The organism is Paenibacillus sp. FSL F4-0087 (genome assembly GCF_038020215.1).
In the GTDB taxonomy this organism is placed as follows: Bacteria; Bacillota; Bacilli; order Paenibacillales; family Paenibacillaceae; genus Paenibacillus; species Paenibacillus taichungensis.
Genome location: NZ_JBBODJ010000001.1, coordinates 2685188 through 2703215, shown reverse-complemented (window position 1 = coordinate 2703215; position 18028 = coordinate 2685188). Strand labels below are relative to the sequence as shown.

The 18028-nt window shown below is 47.0% G+C and carries 12 protein-coding genes, 1 tRNA gene and 3 rRNA genes; 14 read left to right on the top strand and 2 right to left on the bottom strand.

Features of this window, described 5'->3' with window-relative positions; genetic code table 11:
• Positions 1-117 precede the first annotated feature (117 nt).
• Both lysS and MHB84_RS12665 read left to right on the top strand, forming a co-directional pair.
• Positions 118-1635 (top strand): lysine--tRNA ligase, encoded by a 1518-nt coding sequence (lysS, locus tag MHB84_RS12670; RefSeq protein ID WP_076292138.1) that lies wholly within the window; start codon positions 118-120, stop codon positions 1633-1635.
• 189 nt (positions 1636-1824) lie between these two features.
• The gene (locus MHB84_RS12665) at positions 1825-3162 is read left to right on the top strand and encodes a TrkH family potassium uptake protein (RefSeq protein WP_076292139.1); all 1338 of its coding nucleotides are present in this window, start codon (positions 1825-1827) and stop codon (positions 3160-3162) included.
• Between the two features lie 150 nt (positions 3163-3312).
• Here MHB84_RS12665 and MHB84_RS12660 read toward each other — a convergent pair whose 3' ends face one another.
• Positions 3313-3912, bottom strand: coding sequence for a TetR/AcrR family transcriptional regulator (locus MHB84_RS12660; RefSeq protein ID WP_076292140.1), 600 nt, complete (start codon positions 3910-3912; stop codon positions 3313-3315).
• Between the two features lie 77 nt (positions 3913-3989).
• Between MHB84_RS12660 and MHB84_RS12655 the strand changes: the two genes are divergently transcribed.
• The 8 genes from MHB84_RS12655 (at position 3990) to serS (ending at position 16167) form a co-directional block, all read left to right on the top strand.
• A complete protein-coding gene (locus MHB84_RS12655; protein ID WP_318261670.1) occupies positions 3990-4547 on the top strand; it encodes a hypothetical protein in 558 nt (185 codons plus the stop codon).
• A 504-nt stretch (positions 4548-5051) separates the two neighbouring features.
• A 16S ribosomal RNA gene (locus MHB84_RS12650) occupies positions 5052-6603 on the top strand.
• A gap of 242 nt (positions 6604-6845) precedes the next feature.
• A 23S ribosomal RNA gene (locus tag MHB84_RS12645) occupies positions 6846-9771 on the top strand.
• 80 nt (positions 9772-9851) lie between these two features.
• A 5S ribosomal RNA gene (gene rrf / locus MHB84_RS12640) occupies positions 9852-9968 on the top strand.
• The 16S, 23S and 5S rRNA genes sit together here, the layout of an rRNA operon.
• Positions 9969-10323: 355 nt before the next feature.
• Entirely contained in the window at positions 10324-11781 is a 1458-nt protein-coding gene (gene guaB, locus MHB84_RS12635; protein ID WP_024628817.1) for an IMP dehydrogenase, read from the top strand.
• Between the two features lie 431 nt (positions 11782-12212).
• Entirely contained in the window at positions 12213-13601 is a 1389-nt protein-coding gene (locus tag MHB84_RS12630) for a D-alanyl-D-alanine carboxypeptidase family protein (RefSeq protein WP_076292211.1), read from the top strand.
• Between the two features lie 427 nt (positions 13602-14028).
• Positions 14029-14619, top strand: a complete 591-nt coding sequence (gene pdxT, locus MHB84_RS12625) for a pyridoxal 5'-phosphate synthase glutaminase subunit PdxT (protein ID WP_076292210.1) — start codon at positions 14029-14031, stop codon at positions 14617-14619.
• A 264-nt stretch (positions 14620-14883) separates the two neighbouring features.
• On the top strand, positions 14884-16167 hold the full coding sequence (gene serS, locus MHB84_RS12620) for a serine--tRNA ligase (RefSeq protein WP_076292209.1): 1284 nt from the start codon (positions 14884-14886) through the stop codon (positions 16165-16167).
• A 151-nt stretch (positions 16168-16318) separates the two neighbouring features.
• Here serS and MHB84_RS12615 read toward each other — a convergent pair whose 3' ends face one another.
• Positions 16319-16705 carry an S-layer homology domain-containing protein gene (locus tag MHB84_RS12615; RefSeq protein WP_341143041.1) on the bottom strand — a complete coding sequence of 129 codons (387 nt, stop codon included), beginning with the start codon at positions 16703-16705 and terminating at the stop codon, positions 16319-16321.
• A 236-nt stretch (positions 16706-16941) separates the two neighbouring features.
• Between MHB84_RS12615 and MHB84_RS12610 the strand changes: the two genes are divergently transcribed.
• The 4 genes from MHB84_RS12610 (at position 16942) to MHB84_RS12595 (ending at position 17943) form a co-directional block, all read left to right on the top strand.
• Positions 16942-17030 (top strand) — tRNA-Ser (locus tag MHB84_RS12610).
• 193 nt (positions 17031-17223) lie between these two features.
• Positions 17224-17565: a hypothetical protein gene (locus MHB84_RS12605; RefSeq protein WP_064641367.1), complete on the top strand. Its 342-nt coding sequence runs from the start codon at positions 17224-17226 to the stop codon at positions 17563-17565.
• 25 nt (positions 17566-17590) lie between these two features.
• On the top strand, positions 17591-17767 hold the full coding sequence (locus MHB84_RS12600) for a hypothetical protein (protein ID WP_175382032.1): 177 nt from the start codon (positions 17591-17593) through the stop codon (positions 17765-17767).
• A gap of 23 nt (positions 17768-17790) precedes the next feature.
• The gene (locus tag MHB84_RS12595; RefSeq protein ID WP_063567623.1) at positions 17791-17943 is read left to right on the top strand and encodes a small acid-soluble spore protein P; all 153 of its coding nucleotides are present in this window, start codon (positions 17791-17793) and stop codon (positions 17941-17943) included.
• Positions 17944-18028 lie beyond the last annotated feature (85 nt).

Sequence of the window (18028 nt, the reverse complement as noted above, 5' to 3'; positions counted from 1 at the left end):
AGCAATGAAGCAGTCGGGTACGGAGACAAAAGCTTCCTTAGGGAAGCTTTTTTCAACATTTGAGGCAGAACACCTCTGAAGATGCCTGCAATGTAAATAAGGAGATGAATATAGATCATGACGGATGAAGTCTTGAATCAGGAAACCGAAACCGAACTAAGTGAGCTTTTACAAATTCGCCGCGACAAATTGGACGAGCTCCGCAAATTGGGGATCGACCCTTTTGGCCAAAAATACGTACGTACGGAAGAAGCCGGCTCCATTCTGAAGAAGTATGAAGAACTGACCAAGGAAGAGCTGGAAGAGAAGCACATCGAAGTCAGTATTGCCGGACGGATTATGGCGAAGCGGGGAATGGGTAAAGCGAGCTTTGCACATATTCAGGACCTGAGCGGCAGAATCCAGATCTATGTTCGTCAGGATACTGTACCGGAAGACAAATATGCCGCGTTCAGCCTGCTCGATCTCGGGGATATTGTAGGTGTATCTGGCGTAATCTTCAAAACCAAGACAGGCGAAACTTCGGTTAAGGTTCAGAATCTCGAAGTATTGTCCAAGTCACTTTACCCACTTCCGGATAAATATCATGGACTTGCGGATGTAGAGCTGCGTTACCGCCAGCGCTATGTTGACCTGATTATGAATCGTGAAGTGCAACAGACCTTCATTACTCGTTCCAAAATCATTCAATCCATGCGTCGTTACCTGGATTCATTGGGCTATCTGGAAGTGGAAACACCGACGCTGCACACCATCGCTGGTGGAGCTGCTGCGCGTCCATTCATCACGCATCATAATGCGCTTGATATGGAATTGTACATGCGGATTGCGATCGAGCTTCACTTGAAACGTCTGATTGTAGGCGGTCTGGAGAAGGTATATGAGATCGGCCGTGTATACCGTAATGAAGGGATGTCGACACGTCATAACCCTGAGTTCACGATGATTGAACTTTATGAGGCATATGCCGATTATCAGGATATTATGCGTTTGACTGAGAATCTTGTTGCTCACATCGCACAGGAAGTGCTTGGTACGCAAGTTATCCAATATGCAGACTATCAAGTGGATCTTACACCACAATGGCGCCGTGTAACGATGGTAGACGCGGTTAAGGATGTTGTAGGCGTGGACTTCTCCGTGCATATGACGGACGAGGAAGCTCATCGTTTGGCGAAAGAACATAAGGTTACGGTTGAAAAGCATATGACATTTGGTCATATTCTGAATGCATTCTTCGAACATTTTGTAGAAGAGACGTTGATTCAACCAACCTTTATCATGGGGCATCCGGTTGAGATTTCTCCGTTGGCGAAGAAGAGCGATGTAGATCCACGTTTCACGGACCGCTTCGAGCTGTTTATCGTTGGACGTGAGCATGCAAATGCATTTACGGAGCTGAATGATCCAATTGATCAACGTCAGCGTTTTGAGGCACAATTGCTGGAGAAAGAACACGGGAACGACGAAGCACACGAAATGGATGATGATTTCATCCGTGCGCTCGAATATGGTATGCCACCAACAGGTGGACTGGGGATCGGTATCGACCGTCTGATCATGTTGTTGACCAACTCGCCGTCCATTCGTGACGTACTTCTCTTCCCACATATGCGTCCTCGTACACAGGATTAAATAAGGAACGTTTAACTCGTTCATAATAGAAGAGGAACCTGCCGTTCAGTATGATGCTGGTGGCAAGTTCCTCTTTAGGTTTACATAGGCATCGAAGTGACAAATCACTCGAAACAACATGCCTGCCATGAATATATGACAGATCTTCTTCGCCTACCTGTATGTATTATGTTAAAAGAGGTGCCCTTCATGAAGTTTAGGCTTCACATTGCTAAATTCCTATCACCCCCACTGATTCTGGTTGGTGGTTTTATGCTTATTATCACGATCGGTACGATTCTGCTCATGCTACCTATCTCCAATCAAAGCGGTGAACATTTGGCGTTCATTGATGCGCTATTTACGTCTACCTCTGCCGCATGTGTGACCGGGCTGGTTGTTGTGGATGTAGGGACGACCTTCAACCTGTTTGGTCAAATCGTGATTATGGTGCTTATGCAGCTAGGTGGACTTGGCTTCATGACCATCGCAACGTTGTTTGCGTTAGTATTGGGTAAGAGAATCTCGCTTAAGGACAGGCTGCTGCTGAAAGAGGCTATCAACGCTGATAGTATGGAAGGCATTGTTCGCATTATCCGCAAGGTGCTAATTTTTTCGTTTACCATTGAAGGGGTGGCTGCTGTTATATTGGCACTACGCTGGGCAACGGAGATGCCTTTTTGGCAGGCGGTATACTATGGTGCTTTTCACTCGGTTTCATTATTTAACAATGGTGGTTTCGATCTGTTCGGCAACAGTTTTCAGTATTATACAGGGGACTGGTTGTTTAACCTGACAGCTTCCGTGCTGGTTGTATCGGGTGGACTCGGCTTTGTGGTGCTGAATGATTTGTTTGAGTTCCGCAAGCGCCGTCGCTTGTCGTTGCAGTCCAAACTGGTGTTGTCCGTATCAGGTGCACTGATTGGTATTGGAGCAATTGTACTGTTTGTATTTGAGTTCACCAATGGACACACACTGGCATCTCTAAGTTGGAGTGAAAAGATATACGCCTCGTTCTTCCAATCGGTCTCTACACGTTCGTCGGGTACGAGTACCATTGATATCACCCAGATGAGGCAGGCTACCCAGTTCTTCTTCATTCTGTTGATGTTCATTGGGGCATCTCCGGGATCAACCGGGGGTGGGATCAAGACGACAACGTTCCTGATCATGATTGGAGCGGTGTATGCCATGATTCGTGGCAATAAAGATATTGTATTTTTCCGTCAGCGTGTTCCGAAAGATTTGCTGATGAGAGCATTGACGATTATTATGGTTTCCTTGATCATATTCATGGTTGTGGTAATGCTACTACTTACAACAGAGGATGCACCGTTCCTTTCACTTATGTTTGAAGCGGCCTCGGCGATTGGGACAGTAGGTCTGTCGGTGGGAGTAACGCATGAATTAACGGTATGGGGAAAAGTGATTATCGCCTTCACGATGTTTATCGGACGTATTGGACCACTCACCATTGCATATGCGCTTCGTCCACGTAAAGAGAAGAAGCTGTATCGCCATCCGGAGGGTCGGATTATTATTGGATAAAAAGAAAAACCGTCACGTATCTAGGATTAACCCTATTATGGAATAGGTTAGTCCCAATTGATGCATGACGGTTTTTTTGTTTCATAGAAGCAATTACTCGTTTCTTGCTGGTACGAAGGATAGAGCTGTATTTAATTTTGTGACCGAATGTTATTGTGCATCCCGGCATAACGTTGCAAGATGCGTGGTAAGAATATTCTCCATAATCTTGGTGTTCATCTGGTCAGGACGAAGAATCGCATGAATTCCCAAACCGTCGACCAGTGCGTATAGGCGTTCAATTTCCAACTCCTTATCGAGGTCTGTACGGGAGAGATTGAGCTCCATCAGGTAGGTGATAACTGTAGCCATCGCGTGTCTGAGTTCATCATAGACTTTGTCGGCATGCACTTTGAGAACGGGCTCATTCTTGGACTTGGCTGTAAAAGCGTACCACACCTCCATTTCGGCCCTTTTTTCATCCGTACTTGGCAAGAGTTCTAACAACAGAATCTTCATATTCTCCAAAGGAGACGCATCAAACGACATCTGTGTGATTCGATTCGATACCCGTTCGGACACCAGATTCATTGCGTATAGGAGTAGTTCTGATTGGGTTGAAAAGTAGTGGCGCATAGACCCGGCCGATATTCCTGCTTCTAACGCAATATTTCGAACGGAGGCCTGCTCCATGCCATCTCTTCGGATGACACGCCAAGCCGCTTCGGCTACGAGCAGACGTTGTTTATTATGATCAACTATTTTAGGCATAAAGGGATTATATCATTGTTGATTATTATAATACAAACGTGTTAAATTGAATTTAATACATTTGTGTTATAAAAGGAGTGGATCATTTGATTGCCTATTTTATTATTGGATGTGAGATTGCCTTTTGGGTATTTGTCGCTGCAGGTCTGAGTGTGCGTTATCTGCTTGGCATGAAACGGACAGGGATCGCGCTGTTAATGGCAACGCCCATTGTGGATGTTCTTCTTATGGTAGCGACGGTGATGGATCTTCAACGGGGTGCTACGGCAAGTATGGTTCATGGCATTGCAGCTATATATATAGGTGTAAGTATTGCCTATGGTCATCAGATGATCGCTTGGGCTGATCGTTATTTTCTGTATTGGTTTAAGGGTGGCGATAATCCTCGGAGCAGCAAGGTTTACGGCAGTGAGCATGCAAGTCGTGAAAGAGTGGGATGGCTTAGACATCTATTGGCTTGGGGCATAGGTAGCTTGTTCTTGCTCGCGATGATCTGGTGGATTGGGGATGCGGAGCGTACTGCGGCATTTTCTAATCTCATGAGAGTATGGGGAATCATACTGGGGATCGATTTTATAATCAGCTTCAGTTATAGCTTATGGCCGCGAAAGATGCCTGTGGAGAAAGTGAAGTAACATATAGTGGATAGGGCGGGAGGATCATGCGGATTATCTATGGAGGACAGGTGATCCGTTTGTTCTGGGAAGAGAGTGTTTAATAATAATTGATGCAACCTTAAATAAGCCAGGCTTTAGGTGAATAGCTATACGAGAGACAAAATAAAATTTATTGAAAATAAAGCTTGCAATCGAAATCTGTACATGGTATATTCTAATTCCGGCCAAGAAAACACGAGAAACACGGTGCGGCAAGCGAAAGAAATAAGCTTCGAAAGAAACTTAAAAAAAGAGCTTGCAAAGTTGGTTCGGATGTGATAAGATATAAAAGTTGCTGAGATGAACAACACACGGCAATGAAACAAGTTTGATCTTTGAAAACTGAACAACGAGTGAGTAAACATTCTGCTTGCAGAATGAACGCGAAAGTTTGAGACAAGCCTTGGCTTGGATCGACTGGAGCAACAATGAGATTTTTAATCTCGTCAGTTTCAAAATGAGCTTATCGCTCTTTTCAATACTTTATTGGAGAGTTTGATCCTGGCTCAGGACGAACGCTGGCGGCATGCCTAATACATGCAAGTCGAGCGGACTTGATGAGAAGCTTGCTTCTCTGATGGTTAGCGGCGGACGGGTGAGTAACACGTAGGCAACCTGCCCTCAAGCTTGGGACAACTACCGGAAACGGTAGCTAATACCGAATAGTTGTTTTCTTCTCCTGAAGAGAACTGGAAAGACGGAGCAATCTGTCACTTGGGGATGGGCCTGCGGCGCATTAGCTAGTTGGTGGGGTAACGGCTCACCAAGGCGACGATGCGTAGCCGACCTGAGAGGGTGATCGGCCACACTGGGACTGAGACACGGCCCAGACTCCTACGGGAGGCAGCAGTAGGGAATCTTCCGCAATGGGCGAAAGCCTGACGGAGCAATGCCGCGTGAGTGATGAAGGTTTTCGGATCGTAAAGCTCTGTTGCCAGGGAAGAACGCTTGGGAGAGTAACTGCTCTCAAGGTGACGGTACCTGAGAAGAAAGCCCCGGCTAACTACGTGCCAGCAGCCGCGGTAATACGTAGGGGGCAAGCGTTGTCCGGAATTATTGGGCGTAAAGCGCGCGCAGGCGGTCATTTAAGTCTGGTGTTTAATCCCGGGGCTCAACCCCGGATCGCACTGGAAACTGGGTGACTTGAGTGCAGAAGAGGAGAGTGGAATTCCACGTGTAGCGGTGAAATGCGTAGATATGTGGAGGAACACCAGTGGCGAAGGCGACTCTCTGGGCTGTAACTGACGCTGAGGCGCGAAAGCGTGGGGAGCAAACAGGATTAGATACCCTGGTAGTCCACGCCGTAAACGATGAGTGCTAGGTGTTAGGGGTTTCGATACCCTTGGTGCCGAAGTTAACACATTAAGCACTCCGCCTGGGGAGTACGGTCGCAAGACTGAAACTCAAAGGAATTGACGGGGACCCGCACAAGCAGTGGAGTATGTGGTTTAATTCGAAGCAACGCGAAGAACCTTACCAGGTCTTGACATCTGAATGACCGGTGCAGAGATGTACCTTTTCTTCGGAACATTCAAGACAGGTGGTGCATGGTTGTCGTCAGCTCGTGTCGTGAGATGTTGGGTTAAGTCCCGCAACGAGCGCAACCCTTGATCTTAGTTGCCAGCATTTCGGATGGGCACTCTAAGGTGACTGCCGGTGACAAACCGGAGGAAGGTGGGGATGACGTCAAATCATCATGCCCCTTATGACCTGGGCTACACACGTACTACAATGGCCGGTACAACGGGCTGTGAAGCCGCGAGGTGGAACGAATCCTAAAAAGCCGGTCTCAGTTCGGATTGCAGGCTGCAACTCGCCTGCATGAAGTCGGAATTGCTAGTAATCGCGGATCAGCATGCCGCGGTGAATACGTTCCCGGGTCTTGTACACACCGCCCGTCACACCACGAGAGTTTATAACACCCGAAGTCGGTGGGGTAACCGCAAGGAGCCAGCCGCCGAAGGTGGGATAGATGATTGGGGTGAAGTCGTAACAAGGTAGCCGTATCGGAAGGTGCGGCTGGATCACCTCCTTTCTATGGAGAATCGTTTCCCGAGTGGAAACATTCAAAACCGCAGCTTAGCTGCAAAAACTACTCACTCGTTGCTCAGTTTTGAGAGCTCAAACTCTCAAACAGCTTGCTTTTGCATGGAGCTTGTTCTTTGAAAACTAGATATCGAAACGAAAATTGCGAATTAGAACATTCCTTTTTAAGCTGAACTTGTGTAAACAAGTTTCAATAAAAACGGTAGATTGCATTTGCTCCTTGGAGCAATTGGTTAAGCTACTAAGAGCACACGGAGGATGCCTAGGCGCTAGGAGCCGATGAAGGACGTGGCGAACAACGAAACTGCCTCGGGGAGCTGTAAGCAAGCTTTGATCCGGGGGTGTCCGAATGGGGAAACCCAGCTGGGGTAATTTCCAGTTACTCATAACTGAATACATAGGTTATGTAGAGGCATACCAGGGGAACTGAAACATCTAAGTACCTTGAGGAAGAGAAAACAATAGTGATTCCGTCAGTAGCGGCGAGCGAACGCGGAGAAGCCCAAACCAGAGAGCTTGCTCTTTGGGGTTGTGGGACATCTCACATGGAGTTACAAAGGAACCGGTTAAACGAAGAGGTCTGGAAAGGCCCGCCAAAGAAGGTAAAAGCCCTGTACTTGAAAGTTGGTTCTCTCCGAGATGTATCCCGAGTAGTGCGGGGCACGTGAAACCCCGTATGAATCCGGCAGGACCATCTGCCAAGGCTAAATACTTCCTAGCGACCGATAGTGAAGCAGTACCGTGAGGGAAAGGTGAAAAGCACCCCGGAAGGGGAGTGAAATAGAACCTGAAACCGTGTGCTTACAAAAAGTCAGAGCCCGTTTTAGGGGTGATGGCGTGCCTTTTGTAGAATGAACCGGCGAGTTACGTTCCCGTGCAAGGTTAAGGTGAAGAGCCGGAGCCGCAGCGAAAGCGAGTCTGAATAGGGCGAATTAGTACGTGGACGTAGACCCGAAACCGGGTGATCTACCCCTGTCCAGGGTGAAGGTGCGGTAACACGCACTGGAGGCCCGAACCCACGCACGTTGAAAAGTGCGGGGATGAGGTGGGGGTAGCGGAGAAATTCCAATCGAACTCGGAGATAGCTGGTTCTCCCCGAAATAGCTTTAGGGCTAGCCTCGGAAAACAGAGTCGTGGAGGTAGAGCACTGATTGGGTGCGGGGCCCGCAAGGGTTACCAAGCTCAGTCAAACTCCGAATGCCATAGACTTACTTCCGGGAGTCAGACAGTGAGTGCTAAGATCCATTGTCAAAAGGGAAACAGCCCAGACCATCAGCTAAGGTCCCCAAGTGTGTGTTAAGTGGGAAAGGATGTGGAGTTGCACAGACAACCAGGATGTTGGCTTAGAAGCAGCCACCATTGAAAGAGTGCGTAATAGCTCACTGGTCGAGTGACTCTGCGCCGAAAATGTAACGGGGCTAAACACACCACCGAAGCTATGGCTTGATGCTTTGCATCAGGGGTAGGGGAGCGTTGTATAAGGGTTGAAGGTGTACCGTAAGGAGCGCTGGACATTATACAAGTGAGAATGCCGGTATGAGTAACGAAAAGATCAGTGAGAATCTGATCCGCCGAAAGCCTAAGGGTTCCTGAGGAAGGCTCGTCCGCTCAGGGTAAGTCGGGACCTAAGGCGAGGCCGAAAGGCGTAGTCGAAGGACAACAGGTCGAAATTCCTGTACCACCGTAAGCCGTTATGAGCAATGGGGGGACGCAGCAGGGTAGTGACGCGGACTGATGGATGTCCGTCTAAGCAGTGAGGCTGATGTGTAGGCAAATCCGCACATCATAAGGCTGGGCTGTGATGGGGAGCGAAAATTATAGTAGCGAAGGTCATGATCTCACACTGCCAAGAAAAGCCTCTAGCCAGGTGATGGTGCCCGTACCGCAAACCGACACAGGTAGGCGAGAAGAGAATTCTAAGGCGCGCGGAAGAACTCTCGTTAAGGAACTCGGCAAAATGACCCCGTAACTTCGGGAGAAGGGGTGCCCCGGTAGTGTGAATAGCACGAGGGGGCCGCAGTGAAAAGGCCCAAGCGACTGTTTAGCAAAAACACAGGTCTGTGCGAAGCCGTAAGGCGAAGTATACGGGCTGACGCCTGCCCGGTGCTGGAAGGTTAAGGGGAGCGGTTAGGAGCAATCCGAAGCTGTGAACCGAAGCCCCAGTAAACGGCGGCCGTAACTATAACGGTCCTAAGGTAGCGAAATTCCTTGTCAGGTAAATTCTGACCCGCACGAATGGCGTAACGACTTGGGCGCTGTCTCAACGAGAGATCCGGTGAAATTTTAATACCTGTGAAGATGCAGGTTACCCGCGACAAGACGGAAAGACCCCATGGAGCTTTACTGCAGCTTGATATTGAATTTGGGTACGATCTGTACAGGATAGGTGGGAGCCTTTGAAGCAGGAGCGCAAGCTTCTGTGGAGGCACCGTTGGGATACCACCCTGATCGTATCTAGGTTCTAACCTGGTACCGTAATCCGGTGCGGGGACAGTGTCAGGTGGGCAGTTTGACTGGGGCGGTCGCCTCCTAAAGAGTAACGGAGGCGCCCAAAGGTTCCCTCAGAATGGTTGGAAATCATTCGAAGAGTGCAAAGGCATAAGGGAGCTTGACTGCGAGACCTACAAGTCGAGCAGGGACGAAAGTCGGGCTTAGTGATCCGGTGGTACCGCATGGAAGGGCCATCGCTCAACGGATAAAAGCTACCCTGGGGATAACAGGCTTATCTCCCCCAAGAGTCCACATCGACGGGGAGGTTTGGCACCTCGATGTCGGCTCATCGCATCCTGGGGCTGAAGTAGGTCCCAAGGGTTGGGCTGTTCGCCCATTAAAGCGGTACGCGAGCTGGGTTCAGAACGTCGTGAGACAGTTCGGTCCCTATCTGTCGTGGGCGTAGGAAATTTGAGAGGAGCTGTCCTTAGTACGAGAGGACCGGGATGGACGTACCGCTGGTGTACCAGTTGTTCCGCCAGGAGCACCGCTGGGTAGCTATGTACGGAAGGGATAAGCGCTGAAAGCATCTAAGCGTGAAGCCCCCCTCAAGATGAGATTTCCCAGTATGTAAGACCCCTTGAAGACGACGAGGTAGATAGGCTGGGGGTGGAAGTGCAGCAATGCATGGAGCTGACCAGTACTAATCGGTCGAGGGCTTATCCAATATGCACGTTGTAAATCGCACATTTCGTTTCGGATCTAGTTTTCAGAGAATGATCTCTGAAATGTAAGCTAAGCTATGCGTTTGGTGGCGATGGCGGAGGGGTTCCACACGTACCCATCCCGAACACGACCGTTAAGCCCTCTAGCGCCGATGGTACTTGGACCGCAGGGTCCTGGGAGAGTAGGACGCCGCCAAGCAAAGAACCACTGCCGATGTTATTCGGTGGTGGTTTTTATTTGTTTATAAGCAAAAATGCAGGATTAGCTATTAGTTTAGAGACATTGCACTAAATGACTTAACATAGATAAGCGCCACTTGATATGAGTGGCGTTTTATATAAATAAAATGAACCTGTCCGTATGGAAAATACAGTTGTATGCATCAGGCAATACACCTAATATAACCAGGGAGTTTCCCTTGACAGTCTAAATAACGCTTTGCTAAGATGGCAATAATAAATTTTTCAGAAAACGTATTTTCGGCATTAAATACAGCCTGAGATCTTCGGGTTTTGGACCGTAAAGCTGAGCAAACATAAGGAGGAACGCCCGCGTGTGGGAAGATAAATTTGGTAAGGAAGGTTTCACCTTCGACGATGTACTGCTGGTGCCACGGAAATCCGAGACACTGCCTAAAGAAGTGGACGTATCTGTTCGTTTGAGTGACAGCGTAAAACTGAATATTCCTTTGATTAGTGCTGGTATGGATACTGTTACTGAAGCGACATTGGCTATTGCCATTGCCCGTGAAGGCGGTATTGGTATCATCCATAAAAATATGTCTGTTGAGCAGCAAGCGGAGGAAGTGGATCGGGTTAAGCGCTCGGAGAGTGGTGTTATTACCAACCCGTTCTCACTTACAGCGGAACATCTGGTTTCTGATGCAGAGTCGGTTATGGCGAAATATCGCATTTCCGGTGTACCGATTGTTGAAGGAGATCAAAAGCTTGTTGGTATTCTGACAAACCGTGACTTGCGTTTCATCCACGACTTCTCCATTAAAATTAGCGAAGTTATGACTCGTGAGAATTTGGTTACTGCGCCTGTAGGTACTACACTGCAAGAAGCAGAAGGCATTCTCCAGAAGCATAAAATTGAGAAACTTCCATTAGTAGATGAGTCCAACACACTGAAAGGTCTCATTACTATTAAAGATATCGAAAAAGCAATTCAATTCCCTAACGCAGCTAAAGATGCACAAGGACGTTTGCTGGTTGGAGCAGCGATTGGGATTTCCAAAGACACCTTTGAACGTGCTGATGCATTGGTTCAAGCTGGTGTGGATCTGATTACGGTAGACTCGGCACACGGACATCACATTAACATCATTGATGCGGTTCGTCAGCTGCGCGAACGTTTCCCGAACCTGACCATTGTTGCAGGTAACGTTGCTACTGGCGATGCGACCCGTGAATTGATCGAAGCTGGGGCGTCCGTTGTCAAAGTGGGAATTGGTCCAGGTTCCATCTGTACAACTCGTGTAATTGCTGGTATTGGTGTTCCTCAAGTTACAGCAGTATACGATTGTGCAAATGTAGCACGTGAATATGGCGTACCAATCATTGCTGACGGTGGTATCAAGTACTCTGGTGAGATTACTAAGGCTCTTGCTGCAGGTGCTCATGCAGTCATGCTGGGAAGCTTGTTTGCAGGTACGGCAGAAAGCCCGGGAGAAACGGAAATCTTCCAAGGACGTAGCTACAAAGTTTACCGCGGTATGGGTTCAATGGCTGCGATGAAACAAGGAAGTAAAGATCGTTACTTCCAGGATGATGACAAGAAACTGGTTCCGGAAGGAATTGAGGGACGTGTTGCTTACAAAGGTCCTTTGTCTGATACGATTCATCAGTTAATTGGTGGTCTACGCTCAGGTATGGGATACTGTGGTACAAGCAGTTTGGAGCAGCTTCGTAACAACACTCAGTTTATTCGTATTACAGGCGCGGGGCTTCGTGAAAGCCATCCGCATGATGTACAGATTACGAAAGAAGCTCCTAACTACTCGTTGTAATCTGAATTGTGTTAATTATTTCCAGGACAGGCTTGGCGATTTTCGCCGGGCCTGTCTTTTTTTGCGGATACCCCTGTGATAGAATAGAACAAGCGGTGATGATCCTTTAATGGATTAGGGCGTTGCGGCGGTTTTTTGACGTGAGTCTATGAAACTGTTTCCGACAATGAATTTTAAGTGATAAAAAAGGTTGAAGGTTGCCCAGCGAAAAAGAAGCGCGGACGTCCTTTTACATAAGCATTTCATTTAATGCTAACTAAGTGACAATCGATTCGAACTTTAGGAGCAATGACATTGCTCTTTCGATACAGCGCATATACAACACACATCTCACACATCATCTTCACCTGTTAGGGACTAAGAAAATATTGCAGCTCAAGCTGTACTGAAGCAAACAATAGAAAGCTTCGGACCGAAGGGAGTATTCATCATTGAAAGCCAAACAAATGAATAAGAAAAAACGTCAAATGCTCAAAAAAAGCGTAGCCTCGGTTATGCTGATTAATATGCTCTGCATGTCTGCGGTAATGCCTGTTATGGCTGCTGCAAACGATTCAGGGCAGGTCTTGACCGCGGCAGCTACAACAACGAAGACCGAAAAAGCCGTGGACATTCCTTCGGCAGACTCCCTGGGACTCGATGTTAAATCAGCCGTACTGATGGAGGCTTCAACGGGTCAAATTCTACTCAATGTTAATGCGGATAAAGCTATGCCGCCTGCTAGTATGACTAAAATGATGACAGAGTACATTGTGGCTGAGCAGGTTAAACAAGGGAATTTTAGCTGGGATGATGTCGTTACAGTCAAAAAGAACGCAGCGCAAAGTGTTGGCTCTCGCATTTTCCTTGCAGAGGGTGATCAGCATACTATTAAGGAACTATACATCGCCATGGCTGTAGGATCAGCCAATGATGCTACAGTGGCTTTGGCTGAACACATCGCTGGTTCCGAGCAAGCTTTTGTGAAAATGATGAATGATGAAGCGAAGCGTATGGGAATGAAAGATAGCTATTTCATCAACTCCACAGGACTTGATCGTGCAGATATGCCTAAGGATTTCCGCCCAACGAAGGATGAAGAAATCGTTATGTCGGCGCGAGATGCGGCCATTTTGTGCAGATATATCATCATGGATCACCCGGACTACACAGATTTTACAACCATTCAGTCCTATAAATTCCGTCCCAATGACAAAGCTCCTATTGTTAACTATAACTGGATGCTGGAAGCGAATAAAAATATAACCAACTTCAAAAGCTATGCCTATGAGGGTCTGGACGGTATGAAAACGGGACATACCACGAACGCAGGCAATAATTTTACAGGCACTGCTGAACGCAATGGCATGCGTCTGATCAGTGTAGTTATGGGTACCGATTCGGAGCCAGCGCGTTTCAGAGAAACGAAGAAAGTATTGGACTTCGGATTCAACAATTTTGAAGTGAAACAGGCGGTTGCTGCCAAAACTAAAGTCACAGGCTGGGAAGCTGTACCTTTGAAAAAAGGGAAGGAAACAACTGTACCTGTTGTGACAGATAATGCAGTAAGTTTCGTTGTACCTAAAGGTACTCAAAACCTGGACGTGACATTTAAAGCGAATGTAACTGAAGCTGATAAGCTGGTTGCTCCAATTAAGGCCGGAACCAAGGTTGGTACGGTTACTTATACGTACAAAGCAGAGGGAATTGAACCTCAAGAGAAGACAGTTAACCTCATCACCGCAGAAGAAGCGGAAAAAGGCGGTTGGTTCCGTCTCTTCTTCCGTGCAGTGAAAGATTTCTTCGTTGATCTGTTTGATGGCATCAAAAACCTGTTCTAATAGACATGGTGAAGGAAGACGGGATAATATGACATTTTCAATATAGTGTCGTTAGACCATTGACAAAATACAATTAATTCCGACTGGATGGATTGTATATTTACAATTTTTCCGGTAAAATATCAAGTTAGAATTCTACGTATAATTCAGTTGAAAAGTCTATTGTTCTTCTAACTGACACTGCATATTCCACATCCTTTTCATGGACAAGAACGATACATCCATAATGGTAGGGTTGGGGTATGGAAACGGGAATAGCACGCTTTAAAAGAGGGACCAAAGCGCGGATCGGACATTATGGCGCCAAGGACTTGGGTGAAGCGTTCGCCGGATTGGCGAAGGTGCTTCTATGATCGGTACCAATTCCAAACTTGCACCTTCCGAGCCCATGCAGGATAGCGGCTGGTAAGAGAAAGGTGGATTTTAAATGAAGATCGGCGTTTTAGCACTTCAAGGGGCAGTCACCGAACATATTCGTAGTGTTGAACGTGCCGGAGCAGAAGGATTGGCAATCAAACAGGTTCAGCAACTCGAGGAGCTGGATGGGTTGATTCTTCCTGGCGGTGAGAGTACCACGATTGGCAAACTGATGCGCAAATATGGTTTCATGGAGGCCATTCGGGCATTCGCTGCTGAGGGTAAACCGGTGTTCGGCACCTGTGCTGGTTTGATTGTTATGGCCAAACATATTAAAGGACAAGAGGAAGCTCATCTGGAGCTAATGGATATGACCGTTTCAAGAAATGCATTTGGACGGCAGAGGGAAAGCTTCGAAACGGATCTCCCGGTAAAAGGCATTGAGGAGACGGTAAGAGCTGTGTTTATACGGGCACCTCTAATTGAGAGTGTGGGGGAAGAGGTAGAAGTTCTCTCCACTTACAAGGATGAGATTGTTACTGCCCGCCAGGGGCATCTGCTGGCTTGCTCCTATCACCCTGAGCTGACAGATGATTATCGACTGCATGCTTACTTTGTGGACATGGCTAGGTCGTATAAACAGCCTGTACAGAACCAATAGTGATTGATATACAACCTATGACTGCCGGTGAACCGGATCAGTCCTCCAGAGGCTCACAAGGCTTGCTGGCAAGGTGCTGTCTGGTCAGATGCCTGATGTTGCCCGTATCTGCTTTCAAAGCGGGAATCGCAGCGTAGGGCAGCACCGGAGGCCATAGGTTGTTTTTTACCATTAAGAAATGATGAAGTTATAAGGCTGCAAAGTTTTGGCAGGAGTTAATGAGGAAGGTTTCTACTTTGTGGTGTTATTTAGGAGGGGTATTTAGTGCTTGATGTGAAAATATTGCGGAATGAGTATGCACGTGTTGAAGAAGCATTGACGAAACGTGGCAAATCACTGGATCTAATCGCCGGGTTTACGGACATGGATGCCAAGCGTCGTGAGTTGCTGCAAGAGAGTGAAAACCTGAAAAGTCGCCGGAATACGGTATCCGGAGAAGTTGCCAAGCTTAAAAAGAGTGGCGAAAATGCGGATGAGTTGATCCTTGAGATGCGCGAAGTCTCCGATCGAATCAAAGCAATGGATGAAGAAGTGCGTGAGTTGGAAGTGAAAATCAACGATCTGACTATGGCGATTCCAAACATCCCTAACGAGAGTGTACCTGTTGGTGCGTCCGAAGATGATAATGTGGAGATTCGTCGTTGGGAAGAGCCTAAGTCCTTTTCATTTACACCAAAAGCACACTGGGAAATTGCTCAGGATCTCGACATTCTTGATTTTGAAGCTGCTGCCAAAGTAACAGGCTCCCGTTTTACCTTTTATAAAGGATTGGGCGCACGTTTGGAACGTGCTTTGATCAACTTTATGATGGATCTGCACAGCGATCAGCATGGGTATGAAGAGATTCTGCCTCCATACATCGTTAACCGTGACAGCTTGTTTGGAACTGGCCAATTGCCGAAATTCGAGGAAGACCTGTTTAAGCTGAAAGATACCGAGTATTATTTGATCCCTACCGCTGAAGTTCCGGTAACGAACTATCATCGCGAAGAGATTTTGAATGCTGACCAGTTGCCTAAACACTTTGTAGCATACAGTTCGTGTTTCCGATCTGAAGCAGGTTCCGCTGGACGGGACACACGTGGCTTGATTCGTCAGCATCAGTTCAATAAAGTTGAGTTGTTGAAACTGTCTTCTCCTGAGACTTCTTATGAGGAATTGGAGAACATGACTCTAAATGCGGAACGTGTGCTTCAATTATTGGGGCTGCCTTACCGTGTTCTGACGTTGTGTACAGCAGATATGGGCTTTACGTCCGCCAAAACATATGACATTGAGGTTTGGTTACCGGAAAGCAATACGTATCGTGAAATCTCGTCTTGCTCCAACTGTGAAGACTTCCAAGCACGTCGAGCCAATATCCGTTTCCGCAGAGAGCCAAAAGCGAAACCGGAATTTGTCCATACTTTAAATGGTTCAGGACTGGCAGTGGGGCGTACTGTAGCTGCTATTCTGGAGAACTACCAACAAGAAGATGGAACAGTGGTTATTCCTGAAGCACTGCGTTCTTATATGGGCGGAGTCAGCGTAATTGCTCGTCGTTCCTAGGATGTTCAACTAAATGAATGAAATAAAAAACCGTCTCCTGACAAATGGAAGTTTAGAATGTTCCATTTTCACAGGGCGACGGTTTTTTGTAGTTTATTGTTTAAGAAGACGATACGTTAGCTATGATTATCACCTAAGCGAAAGCGTAATATTAGTTCACATACTCAATGGAGCGCAGGGTGCGCACCAAGATCATAAGTGCTTCATCTGTGGTTGCTGCTTTTTTCGGCTCGAAGGATGTCCCGAAAGTATCTTGAAGCAAATCGAGCGATGTCAAAGCCTGGACTTGGGCTGTGGCCCAAGGAGAGATAGAGTCTTGGTCCGGATAGGATTTCACAGCTGATCTATTAGCGACAGAATCTCCTCCTGCATACTGAATTGCCCGATAAACCATGTTTGCCAACTCTTCCCGGGTGACCTGGCGATCGGCACGAAATGTTCCATCAGCATAGCCTTTAACAAGTCCAAGGTGTGCAGCTGTTGCCGCATACGATTTTTCCTCAGGCAACGTGTTCAAAGGGTCATTTTTACGATACACACCTATAAACAATCAACCACCCCATAATGAAAAAGTCTAAATTCGATTATACAGAGCAGGGCTGAACCGATTCTGAACAATCATATCAATCGTTAGGTAGCGCTGGTTACGGTTACTTAGTAGGTGGAATTTTCCTTTTTGATGCATCCAATAATAAATCTTATAAAAAGGTTGCTTTCTGCTATACAATTATGGTATGATCTATTTCGTGGCAAGTTTATAAAAGTTAATGTCCTGGAGAGGTACCGAAGCGGTCATAACGGGGCGGTCTTGAAAACCGTTAGGGGGCAACTCCACGTGGGTTCGAATCCCACCCTCTCCGCCATACTACAATTATGATAAGGATTTGAGCGATAAGCTCAGGTCCTTTTTTGCATTTATTTATACATTTAGCGCAGCCGCATACATGCTGTTTTTATAAAGAATTTTTACGACAAGAAATCAGTTTGTTTCAATATCTGTGTGATGCATAAAAACATCCGAATCGCCGCACTTTATATAAGAGTGGAGGTGGTTAGATGAACCGCGAATTAAACATAGATCAGACGGAGCTTGTAGGTGCTTGGCAGGAAAGATTGCCTGAGGTCCTAAATGTCGGAGATCGCGCTCAGGTTATGGCTGACGAGGCTGATCAACAGGCTATTCGAATTCACATCGCAACAGCGGGACACCAGATGTACTCTTTTGATTTCAAGTGTGCCTATGTGGATTCTCGTGAAGTCAGTGTGCAGCTAATTGATGTGGAGCGCGATGGAAGGACGACGGATGAGCGTACAGAACCCATTCAGGAATTGGCTCAGGATTACACGCGTCATATTCATGAATGTGCCCAGTCGTTGCAACCCAAAACCAGACATTAGGCAGACGTCAAAGGAGTGGTAATACGTGAGCAAAGCCAAAGCTGGAACAGATAAAAACCTGCAAAATGTAGTCGCAGATCTGGATCAGACACCTGTGAATAGTCACCATGCCCAACAAATTCAACAGGACTCGAATGACCGTCGGCATCAGGATTCCATGAATCATGACAAAACGGAAGATATGGACCCATCCCATTCCTAATCCAATGAAGAGGGGGGAACAACATGAGTAAACCCAAAACAACACCTGTGCCCGAAGCTCAGGCTAATGTGCAGCACCGAAAACCTGAAAAGCATTCTTCCATGCAGGAACCGTTGTCAGGCTCCAAAAAAGTGAAAAACCAGAATCATGTAGATCATCACAATCCCCAAGGCTAAGGTAAAGGAACATTCATTCCTTTCTATAGCACATATCAATGCATAACTATAACCTATAACTCCGGTTAACAAACCGGGGTTTTTG